The organism is Acaryochloris thomasi RCC1774 (assembly GCF_003231495.1).
Classification (GTDB): domain Bacteria; phylum Cyanobacteriota; class Cyanobacteriia; order Thermosynechococcales; family Thermosynechococcaceae; genus RCC1774.
In genome coordinates this window covers 95,121-112,906 of the sequence record NZ_PQWO01000013.1, presented here as the reverse complement: position 1 = coordinate 112,906, position 17,786 = coordinate 95,121, and the positions used below count along the sequence as shown (strand labels likewise).

The following is a 17,786-nucleotide window of genomic DNA, read 5'->3' as shown; positions in this document are numbered from 1 at the left end:
TATGAACTAGTTAGACTCAGAAAAAAGGAGTTTTTTAGTATGCCTTTATCAGATGTGCAAATCATTGCGGCTTTATTGGTTGCTCTAGTGCCTGCTGTTTTAGCAATTAATCTTGGCTCTGCACTTTCAAAATAGTCTATTCACAATATTTGAGTCTATCTAGACATTCCTTGTCGCTGAGGTGCTCCTGGCCTCCGTTTTTTAGTAGGTAGGCTCAATCTTGACGCTAAGCGGCTCAGTTCCTTGATTCAGCAAGAGCAAGAATCATAAATCGATATGAGCCAGCTTTGTCTCATCAATTGCTTGCGTTTAGAGAATGAGTTCGCTAGACTGGCGGCACGTTAGGGGGCTCGCTTAAAGGACGTCGCTAACCGCTCTTAGCCGTTTTTTAGTTGTTCAAAGCCTATAGCTGACGGGCTGCTTTTTGATATGCATTCAAAGCTTATTCTAGCGTGAGTCAAGGCTCATTACGCCCTTGATCCTTTCTCTCAAGCTTTAATCTACGTCTAATATCCGTAATGTTTTGATAGTCACCTAGCCCGTGACTCAGTAATTATGAGTGCCCTCCCCAAATCTATTGCGCAAGCTCCTCCTGCAGCTTCTCTCAGGCAGATTCATTCGTCCAAAGGCCGTCCTCAGCAGAAGACGCAGGCCCTAGAGGCTGTTTTCATATTGGGGCTAAATAGTCTGTTGGCTGGCGTTGGGATTTATACACTCTGGAATTTGGTACCGCACCAGCTGGCGCAACATCAAAAGCTACAGGCGCTGCAGTCTGAAACTGCGCAAACCACCCGTCGTGTTGAGCAACTCAAGGGCGATTATCAGAGAAGCTTTTCTGTCCATGAGCAGAAACGAATTGCTCGGGATCAAGGATATTTAACGGGCGAGAAGAAGCTTAAGGTTAATTGGCAGAAGCCATAGGAAAAGCTTATTTCTATGGGATGCAGCTTGCGTGGAAGCTCTGATGGTGCCAGTAAGAAGGGCGCAGGCTAATGTGCTCGCTAGGCTCTTTGTATGGGCCATTGCTGGGTGCGTTCTGGCGTTTGAAAAACGACCCCACACGGTGGGCATTATGCTCCGGTGAGAGATAAGATGGTGGCTCTCTTATTTCTAAATCATTACCCGTGAGCAGCGCTCAGAATAATGAGGTCAGTTCTCCTTATCCTCAGGCAGACTTTTTGAAACAACCAGAACCGGTTGTTTTTTTCTGTTGTCAAGGCCAGGGGGACTATGGATTGATCTCAATTAGCCCCAACGTTGAATGTCAGTGGGGCTATACAGCGCAGGAGTGCTTAAATAATGCCAGTCTTTGGCTAGAGCAAATTCATCCTGAAGATCTAACCATCTTTAGGAAAAAATTATGCTGCTTAAAACTGGAGGAGCCACAGGCTTTTGAATATCGACTTCAGCATCAAGATGGTTCTTATTGCTGGCTCCACACCCACCTGATCTTGACTGCAGAATCTGACGGGAGTGCCTTAGCTATTCGGGGGTATAGCCAAGATGTTACGAGCCAAAGGCAGCTTCAGCTAGAGAATCAGCTCCTGAAGAGTGTGGTGAAGTCGAGTTCGCATGTGCTGGTTCAGTCCCACTATCGGACCGGCATGACCAAGGCTCTGGCCGTTGTGGGGGCTGTGATGGGGGTTGACCGAGCCTATATCTGCGAGTGCCATCCTTCTCCAGATGTAGATCAAGAGTCGGTGACGATGAGCTTCGCTTGGTTCCGTGAGGGATGGTCTATCTCTTTGGAACAGATGCCCTGGCGGCATCAATCATTTACTGAACTTCAGCAGATGTCGGGTTATCAAGACTTGGTGACGAAAGGATACTTCGTCGGCATCACCCGATCTTTACCGGACTGCGAACAGCCTTTGTTCTCACGAGCTAGTATTTGCTCAACCCTATGGTTGCCGATCGAGTTAGATCACCATTTTTGGGGATTTATTGGGTTAGATCACTGCCAAGCCGAGCGTCAATGGATTCCGGAGTCTATTAGCCTGCTGCGGACTTGGGCCGCGATTATCGGCGGTGCGCTTCGGCATCATCAGAGTGAGGAACAGCTTGTTCATGATGTCTTCCATGATTCACTCACGGGGTTGCCAAACCGAGCCTTGTTCCTCAACCGGTTAGAGCAGTCTCTGCGACGATCACAGCGTCATCCCCACCGCATATTCGCGGTGCTGTTTCTTGATCTCGATGGGTTTAAGGCGATTAATGACACCTTGGGACATCAGGTAGGAGATCAGCTTTTAGTTGCGATCGCAAAACGTTTAGCAAGCTGTTTGCGTCCTGGCGACACCGTTTCAAGGCTCGGCGGCGACGAATTTGTGGTTTTACTGAACGACCTCCAGGGTATGGGGGACGCCACTATTACTGCCCAGCGTCTTCGCTATCAAGTCTCCCGTGCATTTCAGCTTGGAGAACACGAGGTCTTTACCGATATCAGCGTCGGCATTACGCTGAGCAGCTATGGCTACACCACAGCAGCGAAGATCTTAGAAGATGCCGACCGCGCCATGTATGAGGCGAAAACAGCAGGCAAAGGACGCTATCGTCTCTTCAGTCAAGAGTCCTGAATATTTTGAAGCTGGCTCTATCCATTCTTGAACTTAAATTTGCACTCTGAAAAAATCTGCCTGATGTATCTGTAGAGAGCCTCACAGCGCGACGGAGATTTGATAGAGTACTAATCGAAGGTTATAGCCAGAGGCAGGAACGTGCGCGCAAAATATCAGAAGCGGATGGCCGGACTCGTCGCCAGCGGACTCAGCGCAGTGGCCTTGTTGCACAGCCCTGCAAGCTGGGGACAAGATCCCTTCCCAGAGATTGAAACGCCATCAGAGACCGAATCGCAGCTGCCGACAGCGCCCGCATCTGCCGCCGATCTGATCCCCCTTAATCCTGACCCAAAGCTCCTGGATGTTCCAACAACGGAAGAGCAGGTCACTATCGACTTAGATCAGCCCATCACCTTAGAGCAGGCTTTAGAACTTGCTCAACGCAACAATCGAGATGTGCAGGTTGCTGAACTGCAGCTGCAGCAGAGCCAATCCGAACTCCGAGAGGCTGAGGCGGCTCTGCTGCCAACCGCTTCAGCACAGGCTGGGTTTACGCGTAATGAGATACTTATCAGTCCTGATACTCCTGATATTCCTTCCCCTATTCCTGGTGGTCCTGTCACTCCTGGGGTCTCTACCACAGGCGTCACTGACACCCTCAGTACGAGCGTACAGCTTAGTTATGATGTATTTACCTCAGGGCAGCGATCGGCCAGTATCCGCGCTGCTGAAGCGGCTATCCGTGCTGCCGAAGATACGCTAGACACTGAACTACAGGATCTGCGACTGGATGTCTCCAATGACTACTACGACATGCAGCAGACCAACGAACTAGTGCGGATTGCCCAAGCCTCCGTTGACAACGCCCAAAGGAGTCTACAGGATACCCAAGCCCTAGAGCGGGCCGGGCTGGGAACGAAGTTTGACGTTTTGCAGGCTGAAGTTCAGCTTTCAGACCTGCAGCAACAGCTTACAGAGGCCATCGGTCAGGAGGAAATTACCCGCCGCCAACTGAGCGAGACCCTCAGCATCAGGGAAACTGCTACCCTCTCAGCCGCTGATCCTGTTGAGACCGCAGGGACTTGGCCGCTCTCGCTAGAAAAGAGCATTGCCCTTGCCCTCCAAAATCGCTCAGAGCTTGCAGAAATTTTGGAGCAGCGCCAGATTGCTCAGCAGAACCGGCGATTGATTCGGGGCAGCTTTGGGCCTCAGGCCAGCGTCTCCGCTAGCGCTTCCTTTGCAGAAGACATTGGTGATGATCTCTCAGGCCAGTTGGGCTACACTGCGGGTGGACAGGTGACCAAGCTGATCTTTGATGGCGGTGCGACCAGGGCCAATGCTAAACAGCAGGAATTGAGCGTTGCCATTGCCGAGACCCAGTTTGCCAACTTTAAGAATCTAGTCCGCTTTCAGGTTGAGCAAAACTACTTTACCCTCAAGTCCAGTTTTGACAATATCCAAACCAATGAGCGGGCTGTTGAGCAGGCAGAAGAAAGTCTCCGGTTGGCCCGTCTGAGATTCCAGGCCGGAATCGGTACCCAGCTTGAGGTCAGTAACTCTGAAACGGACCTAACGCGAGCACAGAGTAACCTGCTTTCAGCCACAATTGACTATAACCGGGCGCTCATCTCCCTCCAGCGCTTTGTGGGCCGCCGAAACATTGCTGATGCATCCTAAGTTTGACGGTTGAGCGTGGCCTCTAACGTACTGAGTAGGGAATGTCCGGCCATAATGCTGCTGGACAGCAGGTAGTGATTGTCATTGACATAATGAATCGTTTCAAAGCCGCCCCGCCGCTGGCGATCTTCTAATGACCAAAATCTCTGAACGATAGAGGTTGGCGCAATCCATCCTTCTCCTTCCACAGGGCCTAGCTGGCTGTGCTGCAGCACAAAGGTATAGTGGCGGGCTTCGCTATCTAGCCGCCCTTTATATTTCATAATCAGGTCTGAACCCGGCGATGGCCCTAGAAACAAGAGCTTGCTGATCATGGTAAACCAGTTGTCTTGGCTCCAAGCTACTAATATTTTCCCTTCAATGGGCTGTGGAGCCTGATCGCGTTCAAGCCAGTGCCCTTTGAAAGTCCAGCGACCTGCATCCATCAAAAACGTATGTTTCATAATGGCAGTCCTCTTGCAGTACCTGAGGAGGCGAAGGATCGCGTCGTTCTTCGTGCCCGATTGAGTTGGCTATCTTCTATAGGGTTAAGGTTCATGGCATGTTCCCAACAGTGTCGATCGTTTGGCTCCAGTTACAGCCGGGAGGTTGCCAGGAATCTGGTGGTGATGCCAATAGGCTAAAACCGCAAATGCGATCGCTTCCTTCGCATCAGCATTTAGCCCCACTTCATCGGTGGTTAGTACTGGAATGCCTCCCAGCCTCAGCGTTAGGCGCTGCCGCAGGTAGTGATTGAGGCTGCCGCCCCCCGCCAACAAAACTTGGTCGGGCAGCTGCGGCAAAAACTGGGTGTAGTTTAGAGCAATGGAGGCGGCTGTCAACTCCGTTAGCGTGGCTATAATATCGGCTTCACTGAGCTGATGGGCCTGTGCTTCCTGTAGGCGGCTCTGCAAATACTGGGGGCTAAACAACTCGCGCCCGGTGGATTTAGGGGGTGGCTCGGCAAAGAAAGGATGGGTCAACCACTGATCGACTAAGGCTTGACAGGGGGTTCCGCTAGCGGCCCAGGCTCCGTCCCGGTCATAGGTCTGCTGGCCATCAGAAAACTGCTGTACGGCTAAGTCGATCAATACGTTACCGGGGCCAGTATCCCATCCCTGTACGCCAACGCCCAACTGTTCTGGGGTTTTCAAGGGGGGTAAAAAGGTGACGTTTCCCATGCCGCCAATATTTTGAACACAGCGAGACTGTTGAGCATCGCTGAGCAGGCATAGGTCAACTTTAGGAACCAAGGGTGCTCCCTGGCCGCCAATGGCTAAGTCAGCAGCCCGAAAGTTGCTGATAGTGGCAATGTTTGTTCGTTGGGCGATCAGCTCTCCTCGACCGAGCTGCAGGCTATATCCCAGGATATCCGGCATCGGGGGGCGATGGAAAACGGTTTGTCCATGGGAGCCGATTAAGGTTGCCGGTGAATGGCCCTGCTGAATGTTGAGAGCCGCTTGGGTAAATGCAGTTGCGATCGCATCATCTAATTTAGCCAACTGCTCAACCGTCAACCTCTCCCCGGCGCAGACCGCCAAGATTTGCTCCCGCAGATCTGCAGGATAGGAATAGGTCTCGAAGGCCAGCAGATTTACCTCTAAATCAATCTCTTGACCACAAATGTTAACCAAAGCCGCATCAATCCCATCGACTGAGGTACCACTCATCAACCCCACAACGCGAGTCATAGAACTATTCGACCGCATTCTCAGCCCGCAGGCGCTCTAGACAAGCCTCATCGGGATCAACCTCCAGTTCAGCATCCCGGAAGTCAGCCCCAGAGAAGTCAGCCTCACACAGCGTTGCCCCCTGTAGTTGTGTATCCCTGAGCGTTGCCTGGGTTAGATTAGCGCCCTTGAGAGCCGCACCCTGCAAATCAGCGCCGTAGAGATAAGCAGCCGTTAGATTGGTATCCTCCAAATTGGCATCAGCCAAATCACTCAGCATCAGATAGGTATTTTGCAAATTGGCACCCTGCAAATTGGCACCCTGCAAATTTGCATTGATTAGCACCAGACCGCTCAGGTCAGCACCGCTCAGATCGCAACCTTGGCAAGCATTAACCTCTAAAAGCTGAGCAACATGGTCAATATCTTCAGCCATCGTTGACGGCATCCATACTGCCATTCCAGAAACACAGGCAAAAGTGAACAGAATAGATTTAATCATTGGAGTCATGGGAATTTTGCACAAACGATTAGGTGATCTTAGCCAAGTTTCACAGCAGTTCCGGTCCCGGTAATCAACAACAGCACTCCCGTATCGTCCAGGTTAATTGTATCCGTGTCGATACTCACGCCGATCACCGCATCCGCCCCCAGCTTCTGAGCACGCTTTTCCAGCTCGGCAATGGCATCCTTCTGCCCTCGTTCGAATACCCGTTCGTAGCTACCAGTCCGCCCTCCCACAATATCTCGAATCCCTGCGAAGAAATCTCGAATAGCGTTACTGCCATACACCACTTCAGCCGTCACAATCCCCAGATAGCTCGTCACATTAGCGCCCTGCAGAATATCCGTTGTTGTCACAATCATCTCAATACTCCCCAATAAACTTTCTTCATCATGCAGGACAGGGATAAATAAACCTCATCATGCAGAGAAATGTAACAGGTCCAGATCCGTAGAAAAACGGAGATTTCTCCTGCATGATCACTGGACATAAGCCTTGGGAATACTCAATAACAGCAGCATTGATTTGATTTAAGGATTCCAGACCTGTAACAGCAGCATCTAGGAATCATATTGTGTGATTAGTCTTTGAAGGACCTCCCGATGAAACGAGCAGTGAGTGGCGAAATTTCAACAAGAAATGACGCAGTTAATATCCTCAAACAGCTATCAGAGCAGAAGAAAGACGGTTGTTTAGAAGTTTCATTTAACTCCGTCACCTGGTACCTTTACTTTGAACAAGGCCAGCTTATTTATGCCACCTATTCCATCGAACCTATTGACTTGCTAGATAATCATCTTCGCAAGTTGAGCCGTGACGTTCAAGGAATTACTAGTGACATCCGCACCCAAGTTCGCATTAACTTTGCAGCGGAGACCGCTTCAGAGACAAAACTTCGCCCCGACTACCAAGCTATTTCCTGGCTCGTCCTCACCAAGAATCTTTCTGCATCAGATGCTGCAACCTTAATTTCTACCGTTGCTGTAGAGGTTCTGGAATCGTACCTACGCCTTAACAAAGCACGTTATACTCTCAAACCAAAAACGAGCGAACTGCCCATTTACTGTCGTCTTGACCTCTCGGCAGTACTCACGAAAGCCAATGAGCGTAATCAAGCATGGCAAGCGTTGTCTCCAGCCATCACCTCTCCCTATCAATGCCCTAAGTTAGCCCCTCAAAGTGGCGCTCATCAAAAGTATGCGGCAGCCCAAATTCAAAAGCTCCAGAAAATTCTTAGGGGCTTTAGCTTTCGACATCTGGGCGTTCTTCTCAACCTTGATGAGCTGAAATTGGCTCAAAACCTACATCCACTGATTCAGGACAAGGTTGTTGTCTTGAGCGACCCGGCAGCCCCCTTCAATCAGCTCCCTAAGTTTGATGGGCAGGCCACTAACCCAGCCGCAGTGAGACAGCCTCAGCCAAACTCACAGCTCAATAATTTAGAAAAAATTTCCGTCGCTCAGAAGCAACATACGATTGCCTGTATCGACGATAGCCCCTCTATCTTGAATACGATTAATCGTTACCTACAGGGACAAGACGTATCTGTGGTCATGATTGATGATCCCGTAAAAGCCCTTGTTCAAATCATTCGGGCCAAGCCCGACTTGATCTTGCTGGACGTTGGTATGCCTTGGGTTGATGGCTATGAATTGTGCCGTTTAATTCGCAAGAACTCTCGATTCAAGAACACACCAGTGGTGATGGTAACCGGCAATACAGGTTTAATCGATCGGGCAAAAGCAAAAGTTTCAGGTGCCACTGACTATATGACAAAACCCTTTACCCAGCCCGATCTTTTAAACATGGTTTTTAGACACTTGACTTAATTGGATTTCAAGATTTATTACACCGATGAATGGGTACCCTAAATTAGTAGGAAATGTATCTGAATTCATCACTTTTTCTAAGTGAACCTTAAGGACTCTAGCTATGCGAACCGTATTAGTGGTAGACGACGATCTATCCATCCTAGAATTAATCATGGGCTACCTTCGAGCTGAAGGTTACTCTGTGATCAGTGCAACAGATGCAAAAGAAGCGCTCAATAAGGCAATTTCTCAAAAGCCTGATGTGGTTGTTACCGATGTTGTAATGCCAGGAATGAGTGGCTTTGAACTATGCCGAAGCATCAAGAAGAACGAAGAAACTCGATCGTTGCCCGTCGTTATTTGTACTTCAAAAAATCAAGAGTTAGATCGACTTTGGGGCATGAAGCAGGGCGCTGATGTCTTTATTACTAAGCCCTTCGGCCGCGAAGACTTACTAAAAGCTGTTCGGTCTGTGGTGGCTTAAGACAATGAACAGCATCGACATTTCCCCTCAGCCAACTTCTCTCAAAGAGGCACTGGGTGAACCGTATCTGCAGCTGCAGCTAACGCAGAATGTTTTGGCAACTCTGCCCATGGAGCACGCCCAAGAAGCATTGGTGGTTGCAGCGGATACCTTGACCCCTATCCCTAATATGCCTGCTGCTGTTCTGGGTTTGCTCAATCGTCGCAGCCGTGTTTTTTGGGTTGTTGATTTATCACAGGTTCTGGGATTGTCGGCCTATCGTACCAATGTGCAGCAGTACAACATCATATTGGTTCGTGTTGGTAATCGCCCTCTAGGGCTTGTCGTCCCTGAAGTGGAAGGCGTTAGACGTTTTTCAGCCGCAGCAGTGCGGTCACCTGTCGGTGCTGTTGCTCCGGCAATGGTTCCTTTCCTGCGGGGATGTATTCCTCAGCAGCAAGACATCTTATTAGTTCTCGATCCTGAGGCCATTATCAAGGCGGCAGTGTCTACTCCCAATTTTTAATATTCTTTCGAATTTTGTCCGCATTGCATTTTTTGAGGTAGTTTCCCATGCATGACCAGCTCAATCCCCCTTCTGTCTCTGAAGAGACAAATCAGCAAGATACTCTGCTCGAATCAAGCCAGTCTCCTGATAGTTTCTCCACTGATGTTGATGGCCAAGAGACGTTGATTTCGGTTTCAGAGCTTGAAGCCTTCTCTGACAAAAATGAGGCAGAGGAAGTAGAAATCTCTGATACAAGTGCAGAACGGGAAATTAACTCAGACAAGCAGAAATCTGCTGCGATAACCAGCGGCCTAACCTATCGTGGCGGTTCATCTGGCGACTCTGCAACCTCTTACAGTCAAAGATTTTTTCAGCTACCTATTAAGCGTAAGCAACTGTTCGCGACGGGTGCTTCGATCGTCTCTCTCGGTATCTTAATCGTAGCGGGCGGAAGTGTTTTCAACAGTACACTGCAAACGAAGCAAATCGAGCAGACTGAAACTGAATCAAGCACCATCCTTTCTCTTGTTGAAGGAGACAACGCCAAAAATGATCTACCTGCGATTGCTACAACCCTTAACGCATTTCCCGACGGTTTCAGCGCAATCTTGAAGCAACAGGGTGATGGTAGTTTTAGAGTTATATCCGCAGCACTCGAAGGACAACCCCTAGAGCCTGAAATGAAGAAACAGCTTGAAAAGTCCAGCATTTCTTTAATTCAAAAAGCTGTAGCCGTTTCAGGAGAAGTTGCAACAGCTAAGATTTCGCTAGATGGTCAATCCTACAACGTTGGCGCGGTTAGAATGGCTGGGCAAGGCGTGGTTAGAGTGCCTGGGCAAAATACTGTGGTTCTTAGAGGATTATCCCAGGCCAGCATTAGCAATGTATTGCAGCGAAGCTTAACTCTTCAGCTACCTCTGGGACTTTTATTAATGGCCCTCAACGTTGGCCTTGCCCTTTTGATTGCTCGCTCTCTGCTAGAACCAATTACTGATCTACAGCAGGTTACGCGAAAGTTTTCAGAAGGAGATCGTAATGCTCGAGCCAAGATTTTCTCTACTGATGAAGTGGGCGAGCTCGCTAGCAGCTTTAACCTTTTAGTCGAGGATATTTCAAGGTCAGAAAAAGCATTAGCCGAAGAAGCCAAGAAATTTGCTCTCGCTAGTCAACAAGCTGAAGCAGTAGTCGAAGAACAAAAACAACAAAATACAACACTTCAGTACGACTTATTCCAGCTTCTGTCAGAAGTAGAAGAAGCCTCTGATGGCAACTTAACGGTTCGTGCTGACACCACTGAAGGACAAGTTGGGGTTGTTGCTGACTTCTTCAACTCTATTGTGGAGAGCATGCGCGACGTTGTAACCCAGGTGAAAGACTCAACTACCCAGGTTAACTCAGCTTTGGTCGAAGATGAGGAAGCGATGGGTGAACTGGCTGAACAATCCCGCAAACAGGCGCAAAAAATTCAGCGAATGCTCACCTTTGTTGAGCAAATGGCCCAATCTATTCAAGAAGTATCCGTTAACGCTCAACAAACAGCTGACGTTGTTCGCTCTGCCTCTTCTAACGCAGAAGCGGGTGGAGAAGCGATGGACCTCACCGTACAAACCATTGTGGAACTGCGAGAAACCGTTGCCGGAACAGCCAAGAAGGTGAAGCGCTTGGGTGAATCCTCACAGCAGATTTCTAAAGCAGTCTCGCTCATTAACCAAATTGCACTACAGACCAACTTGCTCGCCATCAACGCTAGTATTGAGGCCGCTCGTGCCGGTGAAGAAGGTCGGGGCTTCGCAGTGGTTGCGGAAGAAGTCGGTGCTTTGGCGGCCCAGTCTGCTGCTGCGACCAAAGAGATTGAGCAAATTGTAGACACGATTCAAATGGAAACCAGTGAAGTGGTCAATGCCATGGAAGTGGGTACAGCCCAGGTGGTCGCCGGTACAGGTCAAGTTGAAGCTGCGAAGCAAAGTCTAGGGCAGATTATTGAAGTGTCTCGACAGATTGATCACTTGGTACAGGCCATCTCAGACTCCACAGCATCCCAGACTCAAACCTCTGAGATGGTGACGAATTTGATGAAAGAGGTGGCTAAAGTCTCTGCAAATACCTCAACTGCATCTACCAAAGTTGCAAGTTCTCTAGAGGGAACAGTGAGCGTTGCAAAACAGCTTAAGGCTTCTGTAGACAGCTTTAAAGTTGAAGCCTAAGATTCAATCCACTGAAAATCACACATTAAGGAAGAAAAGGAAGCATCCATGTCAGGCAACGGCGAGATTTATAGCATCACTTTAGTGAACGAAACGGAGGGTTTAAATACCACCATTCAAGTTCGCGAGGATGAATATATCTATGATGCAGCCGTGGCTCAGAACGTCGATATCCCTGTCTCTTGCTGCGCAGGTGTATGTGTCACCTGCGCAGGCAAGATCCTTGAGGGCGATGTTGATCAAGAGCATAACTTCCTGAAGCCGGATGAACTAGAAGCAGGCTTCGTTTTGACTTGTCGCGCTTACCCACAGTCTAACTGTGTTATTCAAACGCACCAGGAAGACAGTCTGCTGGCGCTCTACTGAGTCACTGGCAAGATGCCGCTGCGGAACACCCGTATATATCAAAGATCAAGATTGGGACCCAGAGATTAACCATGCCCCAGGATAGCGAACAAGAAGTACGCCTCCAGTTTTTAGAGGAAGCGCGAGAACATCTAAACACCATTGAGACCGGCATTATGGGTCTCGGAACCGATGGTGTCAACCGTCAAACCTTCGACGGCATTCTCCGTGCAGCTCACTCCATCAAAGGTGGAGCAGCGATGATGGGGTTTACCACCCTCAGCCACATTGCTCACCGCATGGAAGACTTTTTCAAAGTCTTAAAGGTGGGTAAAGCTGAACTCACGGATGGCGAGCTGGAACAGTTACTCCTGAAGAGTATTGACTTGCTCAACCAGATTATTGCCATTAATCGTCAAGGGCAATCCATTGAAGAAGAATGGCTAACGGCCCATGTTTCACCGACCTTTGATCAGCTGCATGAGCGACTCGGCGACCCGCAACCTGAAGATGAAGCTAGCTTGCTAGCTGAAGATGAAGGTGGGCAAGATATGGCTGTCATGCTGTTTGAAAGTGAGGTCGGGGCAACACTTGAGCGGCTGGAAGAGCTGTTGAATCAAGAAAATCCCGCCTGTCTGGCAGAAGAATTTGATATCGCAGCTCAGGAACTCGGTGGCCTGGGAGAGATGCTGGACATGCAGGCTTTTGTTGATCTCTGCCAATCGGTTGTTGATCATCTAGAAGCCGCTGAGGGTAACGCTCAAGTCGAGGTTGCTCACGCCGCTCTTCAGGAATGGAAGCGATCGCAAGCCATGGTCCTGATTGGGCAAAAATCAGCTATCCCTTCTGCTCTTGATCTCGGCTTATCCCCCACCGTCGTCCCAGCTGATCAGCAAGAAGCCGATGCGCCTATCCCTGCTCCAGCTCATGATCTTGACACTGCCGACCTGGGCTTATTCTCTTCAGAGAGCTTGTTCCCAGATGCAGCAGATCTAGAATCGTTTATTCCTGAAGCCACAGAACCAGTACAGCTCAATGCTGAGACTGAATGGGACAACTTACTTCCTGAGCCATCGGAAGATGAAGCCGTAGAAGCATTCTCTGAACTTGAGGACTTTGTCCTCACAACTTCAGAAGCAGAAGAAGATATCAGTATACCCACGGCTGAGCCAGCTGTAGAGCCAATTGCAGCAGTCCAACAACAGAAAAAGCGCGATTCTGCAAAAGCCTTTGAGCCAGCTCAAGAACAGGCGGCCCCTGAGCGAACCATCCGAGTTCCTGTTAGCCAATTGAGCCAGTTGAGTGAACTCTTTGGTGAACTGATTATCGAACGTAATGGTCTGAAACTACAGCTGCATAAGATCCGTGAGCTGATGGGGCTGATGGGGCAGAGAGTTCAGGCTTTAGATCAGGCTAATTTCCGACTTAGATCAACCTACGACCACGCTTCAACTCAAAGTGCACCCAAACTGGTAGCCGCAGCTTCTGGAGCCAGTAGCCCAAACTCTGACCTTGCTCTCACCAGCTTGGCGGATTTCGACCTCTTAGAAATGGATCGATATAGCGGCCTCCACCTGCTCTCTCAAGAGTTGATGGAAACTGCGGTTCAGATTCGAGAGGTCACAAATGATATCAACACCAACCTCAACGAAGCGGATCAGACCGCAAGAGCTCTGACCGTCACATCCAAAGAACTGCAGACCAGCGTGACTCAGGTTCGCATGCGTCCACTGTCTGATATCTTGGGTCGCTTTCCTCGCATGTTGCGGGATCTTTCTCTTCAGCATGGCAAGGATGTCACCTTAGAGGTGATCGGTGGTTCAACACTGGTTGATCGCTCCATTCTAGAAGCTCTAAACGATCCGTTAATGCACCTGATTCGCAACTCCTTTGACCATGGGATCGAAGATTCAGAAACCCGCATTGCCCAAGGTAAAGATCCTCAGGGTGTGATCAAGGTTCAGGCGACCTATCGAGGCAACCAAACCCTAATCACAATTAGCGACAATGGCGCAGGCATTAACCTCGATAAGGTTCAGGCACGAGCCATGCAGCTTGGTATTGACCAAGAGACCCTCGATGCTGCCTCTAAAAGTGATCTGTTAGATCTCATTTTCGAGCCAGGCTTCAGCACCGCAGGACAGGTCACAGACCTTTCTGGTCGAGGCGTGGGTATGGATGTGGTGCGAACCAATCTGCAAAATGTTAGAGGTGCGATTTCGGTGAACACAGAGGCTGGTATTGGCACCACCTTTACTCTCTCTGTGCCCTACACATTATCCGTTGTCCGGGTTTTGCTAGTGGAAAGTGCCAATATGTTGCTGGCTTTCCCCACTGATTCCGTTGAAGAAATTACCCTCCTCGACCCCAAGCAAGTTCTTGCCCACATCGACCAGGGCGCAATTCGGTGGAATGACACGGTCATCCCGATGATGAAACTAGAACAGTGGCTTAGCTTTCCTACCCCGCCCAGACAGCCGGATACGGAAGAGGCTCCTCTCATCAATGCGCCGATGGTGCTGATGCTCAATAAAGGAGACGACCTCGTCGCTATGACAGTTGACCGGTATTGGGGTGAGCAGGAAGTGACGGTCCGACAGGTGGAGGGTGAAATTCCATTGCCTACTGGATTTGCTGGCTGTACGATTTTAGGTGATGGCCGCATCGTCCCGCTCATGGATGCTGTGGGACTGCTCACTTGGATTGAGGACCAGCAGGCCAGTGGCTCTGCCATGCCTACCATTTCTAGAGATAACCTTTCTCCTGAAGCACCTGAGTTCAGCAACACTCAGCCCCAGATTATGATCGTGGATGATTCCATCAACGTTCGGCGGTTCTTGGCACTCACCCTTGAGAAGGCCGGCTTCCGCGTCGAACAAGCGAAGGATGGTCAGCATGCCCTGGAAAAACTGCAGGCAGGTCTCCGAGTTCAAGCCGTCGTCTCTGATGTTGAAATGCCTCGGCTAGACGGCTTTGGTTTTCTGGCCCATGTCAAGTCACAGCCGGATCTCAAGCAGATTCCGGTAGTGATGCTCACGTCTCGTAGTGGCGATAAGCACCGGAACTTGGCAATGACCCTCGGTGCAACGGACTATTTCTCCAAGCCGTTCCGGGAGCAAGAACTGCTGGAAACGCTTCATCGCCTGGTTCAGACGGGTGCGTAATTTCTCTTTCTCTTCATTACAGTTTCATGGATAGGTGACCTATGGCTATTTTGTCTTCTGCGCGGTCGCGGCGAGGCCGCAAGGCCGAAGTAACTGAACAGTTCATTGCTTTTCGACTGCGCCAAGAATGGTTTGGGCTACCCATTGAGTCGGTTTATCGTGTGGTCACGATGGGCAAAGTGTTTGGCGATCCAGACGAAACAGGCGTTGGACTAACTCGCTATCAAGATCAAGATCTCTTGGTCATTGATGTGAGTCACCGAATCTTTTCGGAGGCCTCAACTCTTCCAGCAACGGTTCCAAAGCAGAATAATGATCAGAGATCTCTGATCATTATTAAAAACTCTAAGGGTGAGTTGGTCGGACTCCCGATTGATTCCCAACCCGAAGTAAAACGGTTCTCTCGCTCCCAGTTTGTACCGTTACCGGCCACCTATGCAGCTCGCAGCAAGATCCGCTGTCTCAGCTCAATGATGGCAAAAACAGCAGAAGATACGGCTCTTTTTCTACTCGATCCTGATCAGGTCGGCGCTATTTAAGCCACGGCTGCTCTAATTGTTGCCCAACCACTTTTGAGCGTTGAGCCTCTGCATCACCCCAAAGACCAATAGGTCAAGGGTAATCTTGCGCTCGTCAATCAAGAAAGGTTCAATAATGCCAGATTTTCCCGCACGGGTGGACCAGGAGAAGGCACGCTGCTTCTTAATGTTCTCCTGTGGAAAGTAAACCGTAAACTGGCGCTGGCCCTCTTGCCAGCTTCCAGTCACCTGGTTGTCGATGAAGTCTAGCTTTATGTCGTCAACAGACTGCTCAGCAAAAGCGCTCTCTAAGGCCGGTAAATAATCTTGCTGGATAAAATCAGCAAAGGGTTTATCTTCAACGGCTGGAGGTTTCTCTTTCTTTGCTTTGGCCGTACTTTTCGGTGCGGCTTCTGCTGCAGCCTTTGTGGGCGAGCCAGATTTCTCAGCAGGTGCTTCAGATTTAGGAGTTTTTTCGTCGTCTGCCATACCAGTTCAGAGTAAGTTCAACCACCTGCGATCGCTGGGATAATACTAACCTCATCGCCATCGGCAAGGGAAGTACTTTGCCCGTCTAGAAAGCGGATATCTTCATTATTGACATAGAAGTTGACGAAGCGGCGGAGTTTGCCTTCGTCATCACAGATCCGCGCTTTGATCCCAGGACAGTTTTGCTCTAAAGATTCAAGGAGTTCAGCGATATTGGCGGCGTCACATTCGACAGTGGCCTGATTTTGGGTCAGCTTCTGTAAAGGGGTGGGAATTAAGACTTTGACGGTCATGGATTATGAGAAATGGAATATTAATTGAAGACAAAGAGACATTGAACAGTCTGCATGAATAGCTGCTGTCACGATGCTGGCCCTCAAATCCCCCATTCTGAAGGACTCTAAGATGTTGCTCTCCAAAACTAGAGGATTGCTTGAGGCAGGGCCGCGATAGTCTATACCAAGACGGGCTGCCAGTCTAAGCGCTCAAGGGTCCGGGATCGCTCTAACGCTCGCTCAAAGCTATCGAGCTTCGGCTCAATGGTTAGGGGTTCGCCAACGTATCCCTGAACGGCTTCTTGGGTTTTGAGGCCGTTGCCGGTGATGTAGACGACGGTTTTCTCGTCTGGGTCAATCTTGCCTGCTTCCACAAGCTTTTTCAAGACCGCGACTGTTGTGCCACCTGCCGTTTCAGTGAAGATACCTTCGGTCTCGGCCAACAGCTTGATGCCGTCGATGATTTCAGCATCTGTGACCGACTCAATATTGCCGTTGGTTTTGCGGGCGATATCTAGGGCATAGACGCCGTCAGCCGGATTACCAATGGCGATAGATTTGGCGATAGTGTTGGGCTTGATCGGATCAATAAAGTCACGTCCTTCGCGGAAGGCCTGGGCAATAGGAGAGCAGCCCTCGGCTTGAGCGCCACTGAAGCGAACGTCTTTTTGATCCACAAGGCCGACCTGAACGAATTCTTGAAAGCCTTTATAAATCTTGGTAAACAGGGAGCCTGAGGCCAGGGGGGCAACGATGTGATCGGGCAGTTCCCAGCCTAGCTGCTCAGCAACTTCGTACCCAAGGGTTTTAGACCCTTCAGAATAGTAGGGGCGCAGGTTGATATTGACGAATCCCCAGCCTTGAGTGTTGGCGACTTCGCTGCAGAGGCGGTTGACCTGGTCGTAGTTGCCTTCAACTGACATAACGGTGGGGCCATAGATCAAGGTGCCCATGACTTTGCCCGCTTCTAAATCAGAAGGGATAAAGACGCAGCAGTCAAGTCCAGCACGGGTTGCGATCGCAGCTGTAGAGTTCGCCAAATTCCCGGTGCTGGCGCAGGATACGGTCGTAAACCCTAGTTCTCTAGCTCGCGTAAGAGCGACAGAAACCACCCGATCTTTGAAGCTGAGCGTGGGCATATTCACCGCATCATTCTTAATGTAGAGATGCTTGAGACCTAGGCGACGGGCCAACCGATTGGATTTGACGAGGGGCGTCATCCCCGTGCCGACGTCGATGGGATCGTCTGAGGTAACGGGTAAGAAGGATCGATATCGCCAAATTGAGTTGGGGCCTGATTCGATCTGCTCTCGAGTAATGGTGCGACTGAGCTCAGAAAAATCGTAGCTAACCTCTAGAGGGCCAAAGCAAAATTCACAGACGTGCAGTGCTTGGGGTTCATATTCGGCACCGCACTCTTTACACTTGAGCCCTTTAAAGGAAGCAGTGGCGGTCCGGGAAGCAGTGGCTTGGGTCATAGGGTTTTAAATCCTAACGAGTCTGAAAATAAGGCTTGAACTCAGTCAAGTGAACTGATGGTAGCACGGGCGATCATGGGCGTCAATTATACCCGACTTTTTTGGTCGGGAATCTGTTTTTCGTAGCTAAGATAAGGCTTTG

18 protein-coding genes are annotated in these 17,786 nt (G+C 49.8%); 11 read left to right on the top strand and 7 right to left on the bottom strand.

Going from position 1 to position 17,786, the window contains the following annotated elements:
• Positions 1-39 precede the first annotated feature (39 nt).
• The 4 genes from psaM to C1752_RS18870 all read left to right on the top strand — a co-directional run bounded on the left by psaM (position 40) and on the right by C1752_RS18870 (position 4,235).
• The gene (gene psaM, locus C1752_RS18885) at positions 40-135 is read left to right on the top strand and encodes a photosystem I reaction center subunit XII (RefSeq protein WP_110987615.1); all 96 of its coding nucleotides are present in this window, start codon (positions 40-42) and stop codon (positions 133-135) included.
• Positions 136-555: 420 nt separating this feature from the next.
• Entirely contained in the window at positions 556-921 is a 366-nt protein-coding gene (locus C1752_RS18880; RefSeq protein WP_110987614.1) for a slr1601 family putative cell division protein, read from the top strand.
• Positions 922-1,124: 203 nt separating this feature from the next.
• Positions 1,125-2,576 carry a sensor domain-containing diguanylate cyclase gene (locus tag C1752_RS18875; RefSeq protein ID WP_110987613.1) on the top strand — a complete coding sequence of 484 codons (1,452 nt, stop codon included), beginning with the start codon at positions 1,125-1,127 and terminating at the stop codon, positions 2,574-2,576.
• 141 nt (positions 2,577-2,717) lie between these two features.
• Positions 2,718-4,235, top strand: coding sequence for a TolC family protein (locus C1752_RS18870; protein ID WP_233501720.1), 1,518 nt, complete (start codon positions 2,718-2,720; stop codon positions 4,233-4,235).
• Here the strand turns inward: C1752_RS18870 and C1752_RS18865 are convergent.
• The 4 genes from C1752_RS18865 to C1752_RS18850 all read right to left on the bottom strand — a co-directional run bounded on the left by C1752_RS18865 (position 4,232) and on the right by C1752_RS18850 (position 6,751).
• Positions 4,232-4,678, bottom strand: a complete 447-nt coding sequence (locus C1752_RS18865; protein ID WP_110987611.1) for a hypothetical protein — start codon at positions 4,676-4,678, stop codon at positions 4,232-4,234. The two genes, C1752_RS18870 and C1752_RS18865, sit on opposite strands and share 4 nt — an antisense overlap.
• Before the next feature lie 84 nt (positions 4,679-4,762).
• Positions 4,763-5,905 carry an anhydro-N-acetylmuramic acid kinase gene (locus C1752_RS18860; protein WP_110987610.1) on the bottom strand — a complete coding sequence of 381 codons (1,143 nt, stop codon included), beginning with the start codon at positions 5,903-5,905 and terminating at the stop codon, positions 4,763-4,765.
• A 4-nt stretch (positions 5,906-5,909) separates the two neighbouring features.
• Positions 5,910-6,386: a pentapeptide repeat-containing protein gene (locus tag C1752_RS18855; RefSeq protein WP_233501719.1), complete on the bottom strand. Its 477-nt coding sequence runs from the start codon at positions 6,384-6,386 to the stop codon at positions 5,910-5,912.
• Between the two features lie 38 nt (positions 6,387-6,424).
• Positions 6,425-6,751: a YbjQ family protein gene (locus C1752_RS18850; RefSeq protein ID WP_110987609.1), complete on the bottom strand. Its 327-nt coding sequence runs from the start codon at positions 6,749-6,751 to the stop codon at positions 6,425-6,427.
• A 240-nt stretch (positions 6,752-6,991) separates the two neighbouring features.
• Between C1752_RS18850 and C1752_RS18845 the strand changes: the two genes are divergently transcribed.
• The 7 genes from C1752_RS18845 to C1752_RS18815 all read left to right on the top strand — a co-directional run bounded on the left by C1752_RS18845 (position 6,992) and on the right by C1752_RS18815 (position 15,423).
• Positions 6,992-8,218: a response regulator gene (locus C1752_RS18845; RefSeq protein ID WP_110987608.1), complete on the top strand. Its 1,227-nt coding sequence runs from the start codon at positions 6,992-6,994 to the stop codon at positions 8,216-8,218.
• A gap of 103 nt (positions 8,219-8,321) precedes the next feature.
• Positions 8,322-8,684: a response regulator transcription factor gene (locus tag C1752_RS18840; RefSeq protein ID WP_110987607.1), complete on the top strand. Its 363-nt coding sequence runs from the start codon at positions 8,322-8,324 to the stop codon at positions 8,682-8,684.
• 4 nt (positions 8,685-8,688) lie between these two features.
• On the top strand, positions 8,689-9,189 hold the full coding sequence (locus C1752_RS18835; RefSeq protein WP_110987606.1) for a chemotaxis protein CheW: 501 nt from the start codon (positions 8,689-8,691) through the stop codon (positions 9,187-9,189).
• Between the two features lie 47 nt (positions 9,190-9,236).
• Positions 9,237-11,375 (top strand): methyl-accepting chemotaxis protein, encoded by a 2,139-nt coding sequence (locus C1752_RS18830; protein WP_110987605.1) that lies wholly within the window; start codon positions 9,237-9,239, stop codon positions 11,373-11,375.
• A gap of 48 nt (positions 11,376-11,423) precedes the next feature.
• Entirely contained in the window at positions 11,424-11,741 is a 318-nt protein-coding gene (locus C1752_RS18825) for a 2Fe-2S iron-sulfur cluster-binding protein (RefSeq protein ID WP_110987604.1), read from the top strand.
• A gap of 71 nt (positions 11,742-11,812) precedes the next feature.
• A complete protein-coding gene (locus C1752_RS18820) occupies positions 11,813-14,884 on the top strand; it encodes a hybrid sensor histidine kinase/response regulator (protein ID WP_110987603.1) in 3,072 nt (1,023 codons plus the stop codon).
• A gap of 41 nt (positions 14,885-14,925) precedes the next feature.
• Positions 14,926-15,423 (top strand): chemotaxis protein CheW, encoded by a 498-nt coding sequence (locus C1752_RS18815; protein WP_110987602.1) that lies wholly within the window; start codon positions 14,926-14,928, stop codon positions 15,421-15,423.
• A 12-nt stretch (positions 15,424-15,435) separates the two neighbouring features.
• On the opposite strand, the gene C1752_RS18810 is transcribed toward C1752_RS18815, so the two are convergent.
• From C1752_RS18810 to thrC, 3 genes are all read right to left on the bottom strand, one after another.
• The gene (locus C1752_RS18810; RefSeq protein ID WP_110987601.1) at positions 15,436-15,891 is read right to left on the bottom strand and encodes a DUF2996 domain-containing protein; all 456 of its coding nucleotides are present in this window, start codon (positions 15,889-15,891) and stop codon (positions 15,436-15,438) included.
• Positions 15,892-15,908: 17 nt separating this feature from the next.
• Complete coding sequence (locus tag C1752_RS18805; RefSeq protein WP_110987600.1) at positions 15,909-16,184, bottom strand: MoaD/ThiS family protein; 276 nt, start codon at positions 16,182-16,184, stop codon at positions 15,909-15,911.
• 161 nt (positions 16,185-16,345) lie between these two features.
• A complete protein-coding gene (thrC, locus tag C1752_RS18800; protein ID WP_110987599.1) occupies positions 16,346-17,644 on the bottom strand; it encodes a threonine synthase in 1,299 nt (432 codons plus the stop codon).
• Positions 17,645-17,786 lie beyond the last annotated feature (142 nt).

Excerpts from the sequence above, each read along its gene's own strand:
- psaM (WP_110987615.1), top strand. The coding sequence starts at position 40 with ATGCCTTTATCAGATGTGCAAATCATTGCGGCTTTATTGGTTGCTCTA.
- C1752_RS18880 (WP_110987614.1), top strand. The coding sequence starts at position 556 with ATGAGTGCCCTCCCCAAATCTATTGCGCAAGCTCCTCCTGCAGCTTCT.
- C1752_RS18865 (WP_110987611.1), bottom strand. The coding sequence starts at position 4,678 with ATGAAACATACGTTTTTGATGGATGCAGGTCGCTGGACTTTCAAAGGG.
- C1752_RS18860 (WP_110987610.1), bottom strand. The coding sequence starts at position 5,905 with ATGACTCGCGTTGTGGGGTTGATGAGTGGTACCTCAGTCGATGGGATT.
- C1752_RS18855 (WP_233501719.1), bottom strand. The coding sequence starts at position 6,386 with ATGATTAAATCTATTCTGTTCACTTTTGCCTGTGTTTCTGGAATGGCA.
- C1752_RS18850 (WP_110987609.1), bottom strand. The coding sequence starts at position 6,751 with ATGATTGTGACAACAACGGATATTCTGCAGGGCGCTAATGTGACGAGC.
- C1752_RS18845 (WP_110987608.1), top strand. The coding sequence starts at position 6,992 with ATGAAACGAGCAGTGAGTGGCGAAATTTCAACAAGAAATGACGCAGTT.
- C1752_RS18840 (WP_110987607.1), top strand. The coding sequence starts at position 8,322 with ATGCGAACCGTATTAGTGGTAGACGACGATCTATCCATCCTAGAATTA.
- C1752_RS18835 (WP_110987606.1), top strand. The coding sequence starts at position 8,689 with ATGAACAGCATCGACATTTCCCCTCAGCCAACTTCTCTCAAAGAGGCA.
- C1752_RS18830 (WP_110987605.1), top strand. The coding sequence starts at position 9,237 with ATGCATGACCAGCTCAATCCCCCTTCTGTCTCTGAAGAGACAAATCAG.
- C1752_RS18825 (WP_110987604.1), top strand. The coding sequence starts at position 11,424 with ATGTCAGGCAACGGCGAGATTTATAGCATCACTTTAGTGAACGAAACG.
- C1752_RS18820 (WP_110987603.1), top strand. The coding sequence starts at position 11,813 with ATGCCCCAGGATAGCGAACAAGAAGTACGCCTCCAGTTTTTAGAGGAA.
- C1752_RS18815 (WP_110987602.1), top strand. The coding sequence starts at position 14,926 with ATGGCTATTTTGTCTTCTGCGCGGTCGCGGCGAGGCCGCAAGGCCGAA.
- C1752_RS18810 (WP_110987601.1), bottom strand. The coding sequence starts at position 15,891 with ATGGCAGACGACGAAAAAACTCCTAAATCTGAAGCACCTGCTGAGAAA.
- C1752_RS18805 (WP_110987600.1), bottom strand. The coding sequence starts at position 16,184 with ATGACCGTCAAAGTCTTAATTCCCACCCCTTTACAGAAGCTGACCCAA.
- thrC (WP_110987599.1), bottom strand. The coding sequence starts at position 17,644 with ATGACCCAAGCCACTGCTTCCCGGACCGCCACTGCTTCCTTTAAAGGG.